Source organism: Magnetospirillum sp. ME-1, from assembly GCF_002105535.1.
In the GTDB taxonomy this organism is placed as follows: domain Bacteria; phylum Pseudomonadota; class Alphaproteobacteria; order Rhodospirillales; family Magnetospirillaceae; genus Phaeospirillum.
In genome coordinates this window covers 2,784,930-2,800,834 of the sequence record NZ_CP015848.1, presented here as the reverse complement: position 1 = coordinate 2,800,834, position 15,905 = coordinate 2,784,930, and the positions used below count along the sequence as shown (strand labels likewise).

Genomic DNA, 15,905 nt, shown 5'->3' with positions numbered 1-15,905 from the left:
CATGACCGTGCTTCTGGCCCGATCCGGCGATGCCCCCGGCGTTCACGGCTGGGACCATTGGGCCGCCATCGGCGACGCTCCTTCCGGGCTTGATCCGTCGCGGCGGCTGGACGGCCTGGCCGGACGGCTGGAAGCGGCCTTCGACGCCGTGGCCGCGCATTGGTGGGCGTTGGCCCGGGAACTGGCCACGGTTGCTTCGGCCCGCTGGAGCTTCGCCGCCACCTGTTCGCCGTCCTCCTCGGATCTGGGGGCCATGATGGCCTGGGCGCTGCTGGCAGAGGACTTGGCCGCCGGGCCGGAACGCGTCCTGCTGATCTGCGACGATCCATGGCTGTTCCGTCTGCTGGCCGCCCGGCCGGGGATCGAGGCCATGGCGCCGCCGCCGCTGGCATCCATCACGCTCGGACTGAAACTGCGGGGATTGGCCGCCCGGCTGAAGGTGACGGCGAAGGTGGCGCGGGCGGCGCTTTCCTGCCGATCGCACCGCCGAAATCATCCGCCCGGCCACCCGGCCCTGCTGGTCTATGGCCATCCGCAAAGCAATGCCCAGGGTCACGACGCCTATTTCGGCCCCCTGATGTCCCAGTTTCCCGGCCTGCTCCGCGCCCTGCATACCGATTGTCCGGCGGCGCGGGCAACCGAACTGGCGGGAGATGGGCGCAGCGCCAGCCTGCACGCCTGGGGCGGTCTGTCCTTCGCCCTCACCCTGGTCTTGCGCCGCTGGCGGCCCACCGCCGCCCAGGGGGCGGGACGCTGGGGCTGGCTGGTGCGGCGCGCCGCCGCCATCGAAGGATCGGGCGGAGCCGCCGCCATGGCCGCCTGGCAGGAGCATTGCCAGAACCGCTGGCTGGATCGGGTTCGTCCCCAGGCCATCGCCTGGCCATGGGAAAACCACCCCTGGGAGCGGCTGCTGGTTCGCCGGGCCAGGGCGCTCGGCCTCGGCACCGTCGGCTACCAGCATACGGTGGTCGGCCGCCACCGCTTCAGCCAGTCGCCCGACGCGGCCGCCGACGGCGAGAGAGCACTGCCCGACATCATCGCCTGCAACGGTCCGGCCTATCGCGACAATCTGCTGGCCCTGGGCGTTCCCGCCCAGCGGCTGGCCATTGCGGGAGCCTTGCGCTTTCCCGCCGGCGGCGGCCCGGCCTTCGACCCACGGGCCCCGGTGCTGGTGGCCCTGCCCAGCGTACGGCGCACCGCCCTGGAGATCCTCGACGCCCTGGCGGCGCTGCCGGTGGATTTCCGCCGCGTCCTGATCAAGCACCACCCCATGTACAAGGTGCCGGTCCCTGCCGCGCCCCATCTGCAAGAGACCGAGACGCCCTTTCCCCGTCAGCCCGCATTGTCGGCGGTGATCTCGGCGGAAAGCGCCGTGGGGCTGGAAGCGGCGTTGGCCGGCATTCCCTTCGTACGGTTTCTGTCGTCAAGAATGCCGGCCATGGATATCCTGCCGCCGGGCATAGAGCATCACGCCGCCGATGCCGCCGGACTGGAAGCCGCCCTGAAGGGCGCGGCGCCTCCCGGCAACTGCCCGCCGGTGTTCTCGGAGGTGGATATGGAGTTCTGGCGTTCCCATCTGGGCGGAAGAGACGCATGAGCGCCTTCGGTCTGGCCAAAGGGGCCTTGCGCGCCGTGGGCCTGGAGCCGCGCGCGGCGTACCAGCGCCTTTCGGCCGCCTCCATCCGCGCCGCCCTGGCCGAACAGGGGCTGGACGCCCTGGCCGGGCGGCTGAGAGAGGCGGTCCCCGACATCGCCGACCAGTACACCGGCACCTTCGACACCCGGGAGTTCCAGGCGTTCTGGGATCTGAAAATGCGCGGCCAGCACGCCTTCCAGGTCCAGGCCACCCTGGACATGCTGGACCTGATGGGGCCGGGCGGCCTGACCGTGGTCGATATCGGCGATTCGTCGGGCACCCATGCCCGCTATCTGCGGGCGGTGACGCCCCCCGGCCGGCTGGAGCGCATCGTCGGCGTCAATCTGGACCCGGAGGCCGTCGAGCGGATCCGGGCCAAGGGCGGCGAGGCGGTCCTCAGCCGGGCCGAGGAGCTGGACCCCGCCACCCTGAAGGCCGATCTATTCCTGTCCTTCGAGACGCTGGAGCATCTGACCGATCCCCTCCGCTTCCTGCACGGGCTGGCGGCGAAGGGCTCGGCCGACTGGCTGCTGGCGACGGTGCCCTACCGCCGCCGCTCGCGCTTCGGCGGCGCCCAGCTGCGCTGGCCGGACCACAGGATGCCGGCCAAGATGACGCCGGAGCAGGTGCACATCTACGAATTCTCCCCCGCCGACTGGTCGCTGGCGGCGCGGCTGGCGGGATGGCGGCCGGTCATGACCCGCATCTACCGCCAGTATCCCCTCCGCTCGCCGCTGGCTGCCACCATGCCCCTGTGGCAAAGGCTGGATTTCGAGGGTTTCGTCGCCTTGGGGCTGCGCCGCGACCTGACCCTGGCCGACCGGTACAGCGGCTGGTAGCTTAACAGGCATTGACTTTGAGCGTCCGGTGGTTCACCCCACTATCGTTTCCAGCAGAAGCGGACCTGCCATGAAAGTGGTCATTCTTTGCGGCGGCCAGGGCACCCGGATCCGGGACGTGGCCGACGACATCCCCAAGCCGATGATCGGCATCGGCCGCTTTCCCATCCTGTGGCACATCATGAAATACTATGCCGGCTTCGGGCATGAGGATTTCGTGCTGTGCCTGGGCTATCGCGGACAGGCGATCAAGGAATTCTTCCTGAACTACGAGGCGTTCACCAGCGACCTCACCCTGACCCTGGGGCGCGACCGCGCGGTGGAGGTCCACGGCTGCCACGACGAGGACGGCTGGCGGGTCACCCTGGCCGATACCGGGCTGAACGCCATGACCGGCGCCCGCATCCGCCGCATCAAGCGCTATCTCGGTGAGGACGAGGACTTCCTGCTGACCTATGGCGACGGTCTGGGCGATGTGGATCTCGACGCGCTGGTGCGTTTCCACAAGTCGCACGGCCGGGTGATGACGGTCAGCGGCGTGCGCCCGCCGGGCCGCTTCGGCGAGCTGGATTGCGAATCCGACGGCAAGGTCAAGGAATTCAACGAGAAACCCCAGGCCACCGGCGGCCTGATCTCGGGCGGCTTCATGGTGTGCAAGCGCCAGGTGCTGGACTATCTCGACGACCGCGAGGATCTGGTGTTCGAGCAGGAACCCATGCGCCGGCTGGTGAGCGACGGCCAGCTGATGGTCTATCGCCATGACGGCTTCTGGCAGTGCATGGACACCTACCGCGACTACAAGCTGCTGAACGGGCTGTGGGAGTCCGATCAGGCGCCATGGAGGACCTGGTGATGGGCCTCGATCTGTCGGCATTGAAGGGCCGCCGGGTCCTGCTGACCGGCGATACCGGCTTCAAGGGCTCGTGGCTGGCGCTGTGGCTCAAGGAATTGGGGGCCGAGGTCACCGGCATCGCCCTGGCGCCCGAACACGCCGATGGCCATTACCGCAGCGCCGGGCTGGAAAGCCTTTATCCCCACATCGACCACGACATCCGCGACGGCGAGGGGCTTGCCGCCCTGGTGGCCGAGGCCCGGCCCGAGGTGGTGTTCCATCTGGCCGCCCAGGCGCTGGTGCGGCGGTCCTACGACGACCCCAAGACCACCTTCGACACCAATGTGGGCGGTTCGGTCAACGTGCTGGAAGCCATCCGCCGCACCCCTTCGGTACGGGCGGCCGTCTACATCACCTCGGACAAGTGCTACCGCAACAAGGAATGGGTGTGGGGCTACCGCGAAAGCGACGAGCTGGGCGGCCACGACCCCTACAGCGCCTCCAAGGCGGCGGCCGAACTGGTGGTGTCGTCCTATGCCGATTCGTTTTTCGCCAGGCGTGACGGCTTCGGCATCGCCAGCGTGCGGGCCGGCAACGTCATCGGCGGCGGCGACTGGGCTCAGGACCGCATCGTCCCCGATTGCATGCGCGCGCTGCGGGACAAGCGCCCCATCGTGTTGCGCAATCCCGACGCCACCCGGCCGTGGCAGCACGTGCTGGAGCCCCTGGGCGGCTACCTGACCCTGGCCTGCCGCCTGCTGGACGAGCCCAAGCGCTTTCCCGGCGGCTGGAATTTCGGGCCGCACGTGGCCTCGGCCTGTTCGGTGGGCGAACTGGTCGAGCGCATCGTCGCCGCCTGGGGATCGGGCGAGATCAGGATCGAGCGCGACCCCAATGCTCCCCACGAATGCAACCTGCTGCACCTCAACACCGACAAGGCGGCGCTGGAGCTGGGCTGGCACCCGCGCTGGGCCATCGACCAGACGGTCCGCCGCACGGTGGAATGGTACGCCGCCACCCTGGGCGGCGCCGATCCGCGCGAAACCTCGCTGGCCCAAATCCGCGCCTATATGGAGGCCCCATGATCGACGGCGTCGTCATCACCCCGCTCAAGCAGATCGTCGACGAACGGGGCAAGGTCATGCACATGCTGCGGTCGGATTCGCCGGTGTTCCGGTCCTTCGGCGAGATCTACTTCTCCACCGTCCATCCCGGCGCCATCAAGGGCTGGCACGTCCATACCCGCATGGTGCTGAACTACGCGGTTCCCCACGGCCAGATCAAATTCGTCCTCTATGACGACCGCGCCGGCAGCCCGACCAAGGGCGAGGTGCAGGAGATCTTCCTGGGTCCCGACAATTACTGCCTGGTCACCGTGCCGCCCCTGGTGTGGAACGGCTTCAAGGGCTTCGGCACCGAGACCGCCCTGGTCGCCAATTGCGCCTCGATCCCCCACGATCCCACCGAAATCGACCGCAAGGACCCGTTCGATCCCTCCATTCCCTATGACTGGGCCTTGAAGCACCGATGAGCGGACCCATCCTGGTCACCGGCGGTTTCGGCTATCTGGGCGGGCGCATCGTCTGCGGATTGGTCGCGGCCGGGCACCGGGTTCGGGTGACCACACGGCGCGCCCCTGCCGCCTATCCCGGCTGGGCCGCCAAGGTCGAGGTGCGGGACGAGCCCATCGATACCGGCGGCTGGGCCGGGGTGCTGAACGGGGTGGCCGCCATCGTCCATCTCGCCGCCGCCAATGAGATCGATTGCGGCCGCGACCCCGCCGGCTGTGTCGAGCCCAACGTCACCGCCGCAATCCGCCTGATCGAGGCCGCCCGCGCCGCCAAGGTCGGCCGCTTCGTCTATTTCTCTACCGCCCATGTCTACGGCGCGCCGCTCGAGGGCCGTATCGACGAGACCCGGCTGCCGCGCCCCATCCACCCCTACGCCATCACCCATCGCGCCGCCGAGGATTTCGTCCTGGCCGCCCATGACCAGGGCTGGCTGGAGGGCGTGGTGGTGCGGCTGTCCAACGGGTTCGGCGCGCCCGCCGATTCCGGGATCGACCGCTGGACCCTGCTGGCCAACGATCTCTGCCGCCAGGCCGCCACCCAGGGGCGGCTGGTGATGCGCTCGACCGGATTGCAGCGCCGCGACTTCATCACCCTGGCCGACGTGGCGGGGGCCGTCGTTCATCTGCTGGGGCTGCCGCGCGCCACCCTGGGCGACGGCCTGTTCAACGTGGGCGGCGCCTATGCGCCTACCGTCTATGAGATGGCCGGCCTGATCGCCCAGCGCGCCCAGGCCTTGCTGGGCCGCGAGGTTGAGATCGAACGTCCCCAGCCGCGGCCGGACGAGACCGCCGCTCCCCTCGACTATCGCATCGACAAGCTGAAAGCCACCGGCTTCGCCCCCGCCGGCGACGTGGCGGGAGAGATCGACGCCACCCTTCGCCTCTGCCGAGAGGCATTCGCGTGAACCCGGCGGTCTCCATCGTCATTCCCACCTACAACCAGGCCCATTTCCTGAAGGAATGCCTGGAGACGGTGCGCGCCCAGACGGTTTCCGACTGGGAATGCATCGTGGTCAACAATTTCTCGGACGACGATACCGTCGCCGTCGCCCTCTCCTTTGGCGATCGGCGTATCCGGGTCGAGAATTTCCGCAATCACGGCGTGATCGCCGCCTCGCGCAATGTGGGTATCCGGCTGGCCACGGCGCCCTGGGTGGCGTTCCTCGATTCCGACGACGTCTGGTTCCCGCGCAAACTGGAACGGTGCCTGGCCGCCGCCGGGCCGGACATCGATCTGGTCAGCCACGCCGAGGCCATCATGCGCGATGGCCGGCAGGTGGGTCTCAAGGTGGCGGGCGACGCCCGCTCCACCAGTCATCGCGGCCTGCTGTTCGGCAACAACCCCCTGTCACCGTCCGGCGTTCTGGTGCGCCGCGACCTGCTGGTCGAACTGGGCGGCTTCGCCGAGGATGCCGCCCTGATCACCGCCGAGGATTACGATCTGTGGCTGCGCCTTGCCCACCGGGGAATCCGCATCGCCTTCATCGACGAGGCGCTGGCCGAGTACCGGCTGCATGGCGGCAATGCCAGCGGCTCGGTCCTGCGCCACATGAACGCCACCCTGGCGGTGATGGAACGCCACGCCGCGCTGATCGCCCCGTCGCCCCTGGACCGGCTGCGGCTGCGGGCCAAGAGGGCCGCAACCCGCTATGCCGCCGGGCGTTCGTGCCAGGCGGCGGGACGCAACGGCGAGGCGATGGTTCATTTCCTGGCCAGCCTGACCATCTGGCCCTTCGCCTGGAAAGCCTGGGCGGCCATGGCGATAGCCATACTTGGAATGGCGAGATATTTATACAAATAAACTCGATCTTTGGTGATGGATTATGCGAATTATACTGATTTGCACATTAATTGCTGCAAGTTTCGCATGGGGCGCTCTATCTCATAAATATTTGGCATTTCCCTACTCTCTGCTTGGCCCCGCCCATTCGATTATCATGAGTTCACTGGAGGCATGGCGTGCGACAAAGGATGCCGGTCACGGCCAGGCCGCGCCAGAGATCCCCCGCGCCGAAGCACCCTGCCGGCAAAATGGCCGCGTTGCGGTGCTATTGGTTTCGGGGCAGTCGAATGCCGCGAATGCAGGCGAGGAGCGCTATACGCCTGTTTCGGACAAGATATTGAATTTCAATGCCCAGGATGGTCGCTGCTACAAGGCCGCGGATCCGCTGCTGGGTTCAACCGGCCCCGGCGGTTCGGTATGGTCCAGGCTTGGTGACAAGTTGGTCGCCAGGGGACTTTATGACGCCGTGATCATCGCGCCGGCCGCCATGGGGGGGGGGGCTATCGAAAACTATATCCCAGGAGGCATCGGCCATCCCGCCATCATCAATTCCCTTAAGAGCCTTCTGAAATCAGGCCTGCCGCCCACTCACTTCCTTTGGCACCAGGGCGAATCGGATTCCCGCCCCCCCCAGAATTCCTGCGCCGGCAACGCCCCCTTGCAATCCACGGAGACGTTTACCCGCTCGACTCCCAAGGAGCGCTACGTCCAGCTTTTCGGAGAACTCCTGGTGACACTGAGATCAGGCGGCATGACGGCCCCAGCCTATGTGGCCACTGCCACGATATGCGACAATTTCGGGGACGACGGCATCAGGGAGGCACAGCAGGAGATCCCCCGTCGCTATGAGGGGGTCCGCCCTGGCCCAGACACCGATACCATTTTCGGCCCGAAATGGCGTTATGACGGCTGTCACTTCACCGGGCCTGGTCTCGATCGGCATGCGCAGATGTGGGCTGACCTTCTGAACCAGTGACGCCCGCCTCCAACCACCTTTCCATGACACCCGAATGGGTCGTGACAGAACGGGCCCCGGCTATCGTTGACAACGCCTCCATGGCTTGAACATAGTACCGTCGCCGTGGACCGGGTCGCTTTGCCCCGCCGCCCTTGACCGAGTTTCAAGCTGGATCGAATGCCCAAATCCAACACTTCGTCGCCTTCCGCCTCCCGTCGCTGCTTGGTCACCGGAGGCGCCGGCTTCATCGGCAGCCATCTGGTTGACCGCCTGCTGGCCGATGGCCACGGGGTCCATGTCATCGATAATTTCGCGACCGGGCGCCGCGACAATCTCGCCCACCATGCCGGCAATCCCGCTCTGACGGTGATCGAGGCCGACATCGCCGACGGCGCCGCCATCCGTCCGCATTTCCAGGACATCGAGTGGGTGTTCCACCTGGCGGCCCTGGCCGACATCGTGCCGTCGATTCAGAATCCCGCCGCCTATCACCGGTCCAATGTCGATGGCACCCTGGAGGTGCTGGAGGCGTCACGCGCCGCCGGGGTCAAGCGCTTCATCTATACCGCGTCGTCGTCCTGCTTCGGCCTGCCCGACACCTACCCCACCACCGAGGCCGAGCCGGCCCGGCCCATGTACCCTTATGCCCTGACCAAGTGGGTCGGCGAGCAATACGCCCTGCATTGGGCCCAGACCTATGATCTGCCGGTGCTCAGCCTGCGGCTGTTCAACGTCTATGGCCCCCGTCACCGCACCGCCGGAACCTATGGCGCCATGTTCGGCGTGTTCCTGGCCCAGCGCCTAGCCGGCAAGCCCTACACCATCGTGGGCGACGGTACCCAGACCCGCGACTTCACCTTCGTCACCGACGTGGCCGACGCCTTCGTCACCGCCGCCGCCTCGGACATCAGCGGCGAGATTTTCAACGTCGGCTCGGACGGCACCTATGCGGTCAACCGCATCGCCGAGATCCTGGGCGGCGAGCGGGTCTATATCCCCAAGCGCCCGGGCGAGCCCGACTGCACCTGGGCCGACATCTCCAAGATCAAGCGCATGCTGGGCTGGAAGCCCAAGGTCTCGCTGGACGAAGGGGTCAAGGTTCTGCTCGACCATATCGACGGCTGGAAGGACGCGCCGGTGTGGACGCCCGAGACCATCGGCGAGGCCACCAAGGACTGGTTCAAGTATCTGGGCAAGGAGAAGGGCTAATGACCGACACCGAGTCGCCGGCCCCGACCGCCTACGGCTATCTGCCCGCCCGCGAGAAGGTCAAGACCATGGCGGAACTGGCCGCCATCTCGGAACAGGCACACGAGGAAGGCCGGACCGTGGTGCTGTGCCACGGCGTGTTCGACCTGGTCCATCTCGGCCATGTCCGCCATATCGAGGCGGCGCGCCGCGAGGGCGAGGTGCTGATCCTCACCATCACCGCCGACAAGTTCGTCAACAAGGGCCCGGGCCGTCCCATCTTCAAGGAAGCCATGCGCGCCGAAATGCTGGCGGCGCTGGAATACGTCGATTGGGTCGGAATCAATTACGGACCCAGCGCCGAGCCGGTACTGGACGCCATCAAGCCCGACATCTACGTTAAGGGTTCGGACTACGAGAATCCCGACGACGACATCACCGGCAAAATCAACAGCGAGCGCGAAGCGGTCGAACGTCACGGCGGCCGGGTGGTGTTCACCAAGGACATCACCTTCAGCTCGTCCAACCTGATCAATTCCTACCTCGACGTGTACGATCCGCCCCTGCGCGACTGCCTGAACAATCTGCGTGCCGATGGCGGCACAGACCGTATTCCGGCGCTGATCGAAAGCGTCAGGGGCATGAAGGTGCTGTTCGTCGGCGACGCCATCATCGACGAATACCAATATGTCTTTCCCCTTGGCAAATCGGCCAAGGAAAACATCATCGCCACTCAATACCACAGCAGCGAGATTTTTGCCGGCGGTGTGTTCGCCGCCGCCAATCACGTGGCGGAGTTTTGCGCCGAGGTGGAGATCATCACCACCCTGGGCGCCGATTGCCCCTATGCCGACATCATCCGCGGCAGCCTTAAGCCCAATGTGACCCTGACTGCGGTCCCGGTAGCGGGCCGCCCGACGACGCGCAAGCTGCGCCACGTCGAGCACGGCAATATCCGCAAGCTGTTCGAAGTCTATTTCATGGACGACAAGCCGCTTCCCAAGGAACCGGCCGAGAACCTGCGCCAATTGGTCGAGGCTAAGGCCCGCGACGCCGATCTCGTGGTCGTGACCGACTTCGGCCATAGCCTGATCGGCAATGGGCTGGTGGAAACCCTGATTGCAAATGCCCGCTTCCTGGCGGTCAATGCCCAGACCAACAGCGGTAACCAGGGCTACAACCTGATCACCAAGTACCGCAAGGCCGATTACATCTGCATCGACGCTCCCGAGGCGCGGCTGGCCTGCGCCGACCGCTATTCGGACGTCACCAAGGTGGTGGGCGAAATCCTTCCCGGCCTAGTCGATTGCCCGCATGTGGTCGTCACCCACGGCGGCAGCGGTTGCTACACCTTCAATCCCGACGAAGGGGTCACCCGGGTTCCCGCCTTCACCAAGACCGTGGTCGATACCGTGGGGGCCGGCGACGCCTTCTTCGCGGTCACCGCCCCCATGGTCGCCGCCGGCGGCCGCATGGCCGACATCGGGTTCATCGGCAACGCCGCGGGCGCCATGAAGGTCGGCATCGTCGGCCACCGCAAGTCGGTGGAGAAGGTGCCGCTGATGAAATTCGTCACCACCCTGCTCAAGTAGAGGCATCGAGACATGCGCAAGTGGAACGTCTGTGTCACCGGCGGGGCCGGCTATGTGGGCTCGCGGCTGATTCCGTCGCTGCTGGAGCAGGGCCACAATGTCACGGTCCTGGACCTCTATCTTTACGGCGAAGACCTGTTCAAGGACATCCGCGGCCCCTCCTTACGCGAGATCAAGGGCGATATCCGCGACCCCAAGGCGGTCCAGGCGGCGCTGGCCGGCTGTGACTGCGTCATTCATCTGGCCTGCATTTCCAACGACCCCAGCTACGACCTCGCGCCCGACCTGGGGCGCTCCATCAATTACGACGCCTTCCGCCCGCTGGTGAAGGCGGCCAAGAAGGCCGGGGTGAAGCGCTTCATCTATGCCTCGTCGTCTTCGGTCTACGGCGTCAAGGACGACCCCGAAGTCCATGAAGACCTGAGCCTGGAGCCGCTCACCGACTATTCCAAGTTCAAGGCCCTGTGCGAGCAGGAACTGCTGGAAGAGCGCGAGCCCGGCTTCGTCGTCTGCACCATCCGCCCATCGACCGTGTGCGGCTATGCGCCTAGGCAGCGTCTGGACGTGGTGGTCAACATCTTCACCAACCAGGCGGTCAACAACGGCAAGATCCGGGTTACCGGCGGCCCGCAGAAGCGCCCCAACATCCACGTCGAGGACATGGTACGGGTCTACCTGCATCTGCTGGCCCAGCCCGACGACAAGATCGACGGCAAGATCTGGAACGCCGGCGACACCAACTACCCCATCTCGCAGCTGGCCGAGATCGTGCGCGACGTGGTGGGCAGCCAAGTGGAGATCGAGACCGTTCCCACCAACGATCCCCGCTCCTATCAGGTGTCCGGGCGCAAGATCAGGGAAGAGATCGGCTTCGAGCTGAAATACACCATCGAGGACGCGGTGCGCGGCCTGGCCGAGGCCATGAAGTCGGGCAAGCTGGTCGATCCGCTGAACAACCCCATGTACTTCAACATCAAGCGCATGCAGGACGTGAACCTGAAATAGGGGCGGCATGTTGCGCATCGGCCTCGACTTCGACAACACCCTGGCCGGCTATGACCGGGTGTTCGCCGAGGCTGCCGTCCAACTGGGCTTGCTGCCCGCCGGGTTCGCGGGCGGCAAGACCGCGACCCGCGAGGCCCTGCGCGCTCAGAAGGACGGCGAGACCGCCTGGCAGCGCCTGCAGGGACAGGTCTATGGCCGCTTCATGCCGTCGGCGGACCTGATCGAGGGCGTCGCCGAATTCCTCGACGCCGCCCGCCGCGCTGGCGCCAATCCGGTCATCGTCAGCCACAAGACCGAATTCGGCCATTTCGACCCGGACCGGATCAGCCTGCGCCAGGCCGCCCTGGAATGGATGGAAGCCCGGGGCTTCTTCGGCCGCTTCGGGCTGAAGCGCGAGGACGTGCATTTCCTGTCCAGCCGTGCGGAAAAGGTGGCCCGCATCGCCGAGTTGAGGCCCGACCTCTTCATCGACGATCTGCCCGAGGTCTTCGAGGAACCGGATTTTCCCGCCACCACCCAACGCCTCCTGTTCACCAACGGCGCTCCCGCAATCCCCGGCCCGTGGCGGGCCATGCGCCATTGGGACGACATCACCCGGGCGGTATTCGGTCATGGATGAGCGGCTGGCCGCCATCGCCGCCCAGCTGCTGGGCCGCCCCGTTGTCCGGGTGGAGGCGGGCCGCGCCGGCGGCAACAACCGCATCGTCCGCGTCGAGGATGCAGACGGAGGGCTTCATGCCCTGAAATTCTACCCGCCCCAGGCCGAGGACCCCCGCGACCGCCTGGGCGCCGAGTTCGAGGCGCTGTCCTTCCTGTGGCGACGGGGCGAGAGGGCCATTCCCCAGCCTATCGCCCGCGCCCCGGCCGACAATTGCGCGCTGTACGCCTGGGTCGAGGGCGAACCGCCGGCCGCCACGCCGGATAGCGTCGGGCATTTGGCCCACTTCCTGGCCCGCATCCAGGAATTCGCCTCCCATCCCGAGGCGGCGGCGCTCCGCTCCGCCTCGGCCTCGGTGTTCGCCGCCGCCGAGGTGATCACGCAATTACGGACTCGCCGGGCGCGGCTTGACGATCCGCTGGCGCGCACCCCCGACCTCGACCGTTTTCTCGCCGACGGCTTCGACCCGCTGGCGGCTCGCCTGACGGCGGCGGCGGTAAACGGGTATGAAAGGGCCGGCCTGTCCGTCGACGCCCCTCTGACCTCGGGGCAACGGGTCCTGAGCCCCTCGGATTTCGGCTTCCACAACGCCCTGTCCGGCCCCGGCGGCCGTTTGGCTTTCGTCGATTTCGAGTATTTCGGCTGGGACGACCCGGTCAAGGCCGCCGCCGACGTGATGCTTCATCCCGGCATGGATCTTTCCCCCGCCCTGGGACGGGACTTCCTGGCGGGAGTCGAGCCGACCTTCAGCCGTCGCGATGAATGTTTCATTACGCGGCTTGGGCTGCTATACCCTCTCTTCGCGCTGATCTGGTGCCTGATCGTGCTGAACGAGTTCCTGCCCGAACGCTGGGCGCGCCGCGCCGCGGCCGGGGCCGGCGACCGTATCGAGGCCCAGGCCCGCCAGTTGGCCAAGGCCCGCACGCGCCTCGACTTGATACGAGAGACCAATGACCGCAATCCCGTGTTCCCCTGAGCTCGACGCCCGCTCCTTGGGGCTTCGTCGCATGGTGGTCGATACCCTGGTGGCGGCGGGCCGCGGCCATCTGGGTCCGGCCATGTCGCTGATCGAAATCGTGCGCGTCCTTTACGACGACGTTCTGAACCTTCGGCCCGCCGAGCCGAAATGGCCGGGTCGCGACCGCTTCATCCTGTCCAAGGGACACGGCTGCCTGGCCCAGTACGTGATGCTGGCCGACAAGGGCTTCTTCCCGGCCGAGGCGCTGAAGACGTTCTGCAAGCACGACAGCTTCCTGGGCGGCCATCCGGAATACGGCACCATCCCGGGCGTGGAGGCGTCAACCGGCGCTCTGGGGCATGGGCTGTCCATCGGCGTCGGGCTGGCGCTGGCGGCGCGCATGAAGGGCGAGACCTGGCGGACCTTCATCGCCATGGGCGATGGCGAGACCAACGAGGGCAGCGTGTGGGAGGCGGCCATGGCGGCCTCCAAGCACGGGCTTTCCAACTTGGTCGCCATCATCGACTACAACAAGATGCAGTCCTACGGCCCCACCGAGGCGGTGCAGGGGCTGGAACCCCTGGCCGACAAGTGGCGGGCCTTCGGCTTCGCGGTGGTCGAGGTGGATGGCCACGACGTCGCGGCGCTGCGCCGGGCCTTCGCCGCCCTGCCCGCCGACCCGACCAGGCCCACCTGCCTCATCTGCCATACGGTCAAGGGCAAGGGCGTGCCCCCGGCCGAGCACAACGCCAATTGGCACCACAAGAACAAGCTGACCGAGGACGAGCTCAGCGTCATCGGCGAAGCCCTGGGAGCCGCCTGATGCGCAAGGTCTGTCTCGATCAGGTTCACGCCCTGGCCCGCCGGGATGCCCGCGTCCTCTATATCGGTTCCGATCCCGGCGCCGGCACGCTGGACAAGATGAAGGCCGAGTTCCCCGACCGCTTCTTCGTCGAAGGCATCGCCGAGCAGAACGTCATCGGCATGGCCGCCGGTCTGGCCATGGAGGGCTTCGTGCCCTACGTCAACACCATCGCCACCTTCATCACCCGGCGCTGCTACGAGCAGGTGGCCATCGATTTGTGCCTGCACGACTTGCCGGTGCGCCTGATCGGCAATGGCGGCGGCTTCGTCTATGCGCCGCTGGGGCCGACCCACACGGCGGTGGAAGACCTCGCCATCATGCGCGCCCTGCCCGGCATGGCCGTGGTGGCGGTGGCCGATGCCACCGAAATGCGCCGTTTCATGGAATCCAGCCTGGACTGGAAGGGCCCCATCTACATCCGTCTGGCCAAGGGCGGCGACCCGGTGGTCACCAAGGAGGAATGGGGCTTTACCATCGGCAAGGCCATTGCCGAGCGCGAAGGCACCGACGTGCTGCTGGTCACCACCGGCGTGATGCTGGGCCGCGCCCAGGCCGCCGCCGACGCCCTGGCCGCCGAGGGCGTGTCCGTGGGCATTCTGCACATGCCGACCGTCAAGCCCCTGGATACCGAATCCCTGCTGCCTCGCGCCGCCCGCGCCAGGCTGGTGGTAACGGCCGAGGAACACACCCGCATCGGCGGATTGGGCTCGGCGGTGCTGGACGCACTGGCCGATGCCGGGCCGGTGGGCCGGGTGCTGCGGCTGGGGATCAAGGATGCCTGGACCCACAATTACGGATCACAGGACGCGCTCTTGAAGGATAACGGCCTCGACGCCCAGGGCATCGCCCATTCGGTGCGCCAGGCCCTTTCGGCTCTCTGACACGGAAAGCATCATGACCAACTGGAAAGTCCGCTACTCGTACCTGCCCCAGCAATTCGCCGACACCTCGGAGATCTTCGAGGCGTTGAAGCGGCTGGTGCCCACCGGTGACTTCACCCTGGGCAAGCCGGTAGCCGAGTTCGAGGAGCGCTTTGCCAAGATGATCGGCGTGAAGCACGCCATCGGCGTCGGCTCGGGCACTGACGCCCTGAAGCTGCCCCTGAAGGCCCTGGGCATCGGCCATGGCGACGAGGTCATCACGGCAGCCAACACCTTCATCGCCACGGTGGGCGCCATCGCCGAGACCGGCGCCACCCCGGTGCTGGTGGATTGCGATCCCGACACCTTCTGCATGGATGTGTCCAAGCTGGAAGCGGCCATCACGCCCAGGACCAAGGCGATCATGCCGGTGCAGATCACCGGCGAGGTCACCGACATGACCGCCCTGATGAAGATCGCCGAGAAGCACAAGCTGCCGGTGGTCGAGGATGCCTGCCAGGGCATCTTCTCGGAATGCGACGGCAAGCGCTCGGGCACCTGGGGCGTGGCCGGCGGATTCTCGCTGCACCCCTTGAAGAATCTCAACGTCTGGGGCGACGCCGGCGTGGTGGTCACCAACGACGACGAGATGAACCGTAAACTGCGGCTGATCCGCAACCACGGCATGCGCAACCGCGACGAAATCGAGATCCTGGGCTGCAATTCCCGCCTGGACAGCGTGCAGGCGGTGGTCGGCAACTGGCTGATCGACCAGACCCACGACATCACCGAAAAGCGCATCAGTAACGCCGCCTATTACGATGCCGGCCTGGGCGGCATCAAGGGTATCCGCATCCCGGCGCGCCCCGCCAACCACAAGCGGGTCTACCACCTCTACATGGTGTTCGCCGAGGATCGCGATGCCCTGATGAGCCATTGCCTGGACAACGGCGTCGAGGCCAAGGTCCACTATCCGATTCCGCTGTATCAGCAAGACGGGTTGAAGCACCTGGGCTATGCGCCGGGCACCTTCCCGGTAACCGACATCCACGCCGCCACGGTGATCAGCTTCCCGGTGGATCAGCACATCAGCCGGGCCGAGCAGGACATCGTCATCGAGACGGTCAAATCCTTCTACGCCAAGCGCTGAGGTCGGGCTTC

At 66.5% G+C, this 15,905-nt stretch carries 16 protein-coding genes; all 16 read left to right on the top strand.

Annotated elements, in window-relative coordinates; genetic code table 11:
* Position 1 precedes the first annotated feature (1 nt).
* The 16 genes from WV31_RS13295 to WV31_RS13220 all read left to right on the top strand — a co-directional run bounded on the left by WV31_RS13295 (position 2) and on the right by WV31_RS13220 (position 15,894).
* The gene (locus WV31_RS13295; RefSeq protein WP_085374017.1) at positions 2-1,597 is read left to right on the top strand and encodes a hypothetical protein; all 1,596 of its coding nucleotides are present in this window, start codon (positions 2-4) and stop codon (positions 1,595-1,597) included.
* A complete protein-coding gene (locus WV31_RS13290; protein ID WP_085374016.1) occupies positions 1,594-2,475 on the top strand; it encodes a methyltransferase domain-containing protein in 882 nt (293 codons plus the stop codon). Before WV31_RS13295 ends, WV31_RS13290 begins: the two co-directional genes overlap by 4 nt.
* A gap of 70 nt (positions 2,476-2,545) precedes the next feature.
* Positions 2,546-3,328, top strand: coding sequence for a glucose-1-phosphate cytidylyltransferase (gene rfbF / locus WV31_RS13285; protein WP_085374015.1), 783 nt, complete (start codon positions 2,546-2,548; stop codon positions 3,326-3,328).
* On the top strand, positions 3,328-4,392 hold the full coding sequence (gene rfbG / locus WV31_RS13280) for a CDP-glucose 4,6-dehydratase (protein ID WP_085375570.1): 1,065 nt from the start codon (positions 3,328-3,330) through the stop codon (positions 4,390-4,392). Before rfbF ends, rfbG begins: the two co-directional genes overlap by 1 nt.
* A complete protein-coding gene (locus tag WV31_RS13275; RefSeq protein WP_085374014.1) occupies positions 4,389-4,838 on the top strand; it encodes a dTDP-4-dehydrorhamnose 3,5-epimerase family protein in 450 nt (149 codons plus the stop codon). The genes rfbG and WV31_RS13275 overlap by 4 nt, the downstream gene beginning before the upstream one ends.
* A complete protein-coding gene (locus WV31_RS13270; protein WP_085374013.1) occupies positions 4,835-5,782 on the top strand; it encodes an NAD-dependent epimerase/dehydratase family protein in 948 nt (315 codons plus the stop codon). Before WV31_RS13275 ends, WV31_RS13270 begins: the two co-directional genes overlap by 4 nt.
* A complete protein-coding gene (locus WV31_RS13265; protein WP_168185943.1) occupies positions 5,779-6,678 on the top strand; it encodes a glycosyltransferase family 2 protein in 900 nt (299 codons plus the stop codon). Before WV31_RS13270 ends, WV31_RS13265 begins: the two co-directional genes overlap by 4 nt.
* Positions 6,679-6,700: 22 nt before the next feature.
* Entirely contained in the window at positions 6,701-7,636 is a 936-nt protein-coding gene (locus tag WV31_RS13260; protein ID WP_085374011.1) for a sialate O-acetylesterase, read from the top strand.
* Positions 7,637-7,795: 159 nt separating this feature from the next.
* Positions 7,796-8,827, top strand: coding sequence for an SDR family oxidoreductase (locus WV31_RS13255; protein WP_085374010.1), 1,032 nt, complete (start codon positions 7,796-7,798; stop codon positions 8,825-8,827).
* A complete protein-coding gene (locus WV31_RS13250; protein WP_085374009.1) occupies positions 8,827-10,398 on the top strand; it encodes a PfkB family carbohydrate kinase in 1,572 nt (523 codons plus the stop codon). Before WV31_RS13255 ends, WV31_RS13250 begins: the two co-directional genes overlap by 1 nt.
* Positions 10,399-10,410: 12 nt before the next feature.
* Positions 10,411-11,403 (top strand): NAD-dependent epimerase/dehydratase family protein, encoded by a 993-nt coding sequence (locus WV31_RS13245; protein ID WP_085374008.1) that lies wholly within the window; start codon positions 10,411-10,413, stop codon positions 11,401-11,403.
* Positions 11,404-11,410: 7 nt separating this feature from the next.
* Complete coding sequence (locus tag WV31_RS13240) at positions 11,411-12,022, top strand: hypothetical protein (protein WP_085374007.1); 612 nt, start codon at positions 11,411-11,413, stop codon at positions 12,020-12,022.
* Positions 12,015-13,037: a phosphotransferase gene (locus WV31_RS13235; protein WP_085374006.1), complete on the top strand. Its 1,023-nt coding sequence runs from the start codon at positions 12,015-12,017 to the stop codon at positions 13,035-13,037. The genes WV31_RS13240 and WV31_RS13235 overlap by 8 nt, the downstream gene beginning before the upstream one ends.
* Positions 13,012-13,842 (top strand): transketolase, encoded by an 831-nt coding sequence (locus tag WV31_RS13230; RefSeq protein ID WP_085374005.1) that lies wholly within the window; start codon positions 13,012-13,014, stop codon positions 13,840-13,842. Before WV31_RS13235 ends, WV31_RS13230 begins: the two co-directional genes overlap by 26 nt.
* On the top strand, positions 13,842-14,765 hold the full coding sequence (locus WV31_RS13225) for a transketolase family protein (protein ID WP_085374004.1): 924 nt from the start codon (positions 13,842-13,844) through the stop codon (positions 14,763-14,765). The genes WV31_RS13230 and WV31_RS13225 overlap by 1 nt, the downstream gene beginning before the upstream one ends.
* A 13-nt stretch (positions 14,766-14,778) precedes the next feature.
* On the top strand, positions 14,779-15,894 hold the full coding sequence (locus tag WV31_RS13220) for a DegT/DnrJ/EryC1/StrS family aminotransferase (protein ID WP_085374003.1): 1,116 nt from the start codon (positions 14,779-14,781) through the stop codon (positions 15,892-15,894).
* Positions 15,895-15,905 lie beyond the last annotated feature (11 nt).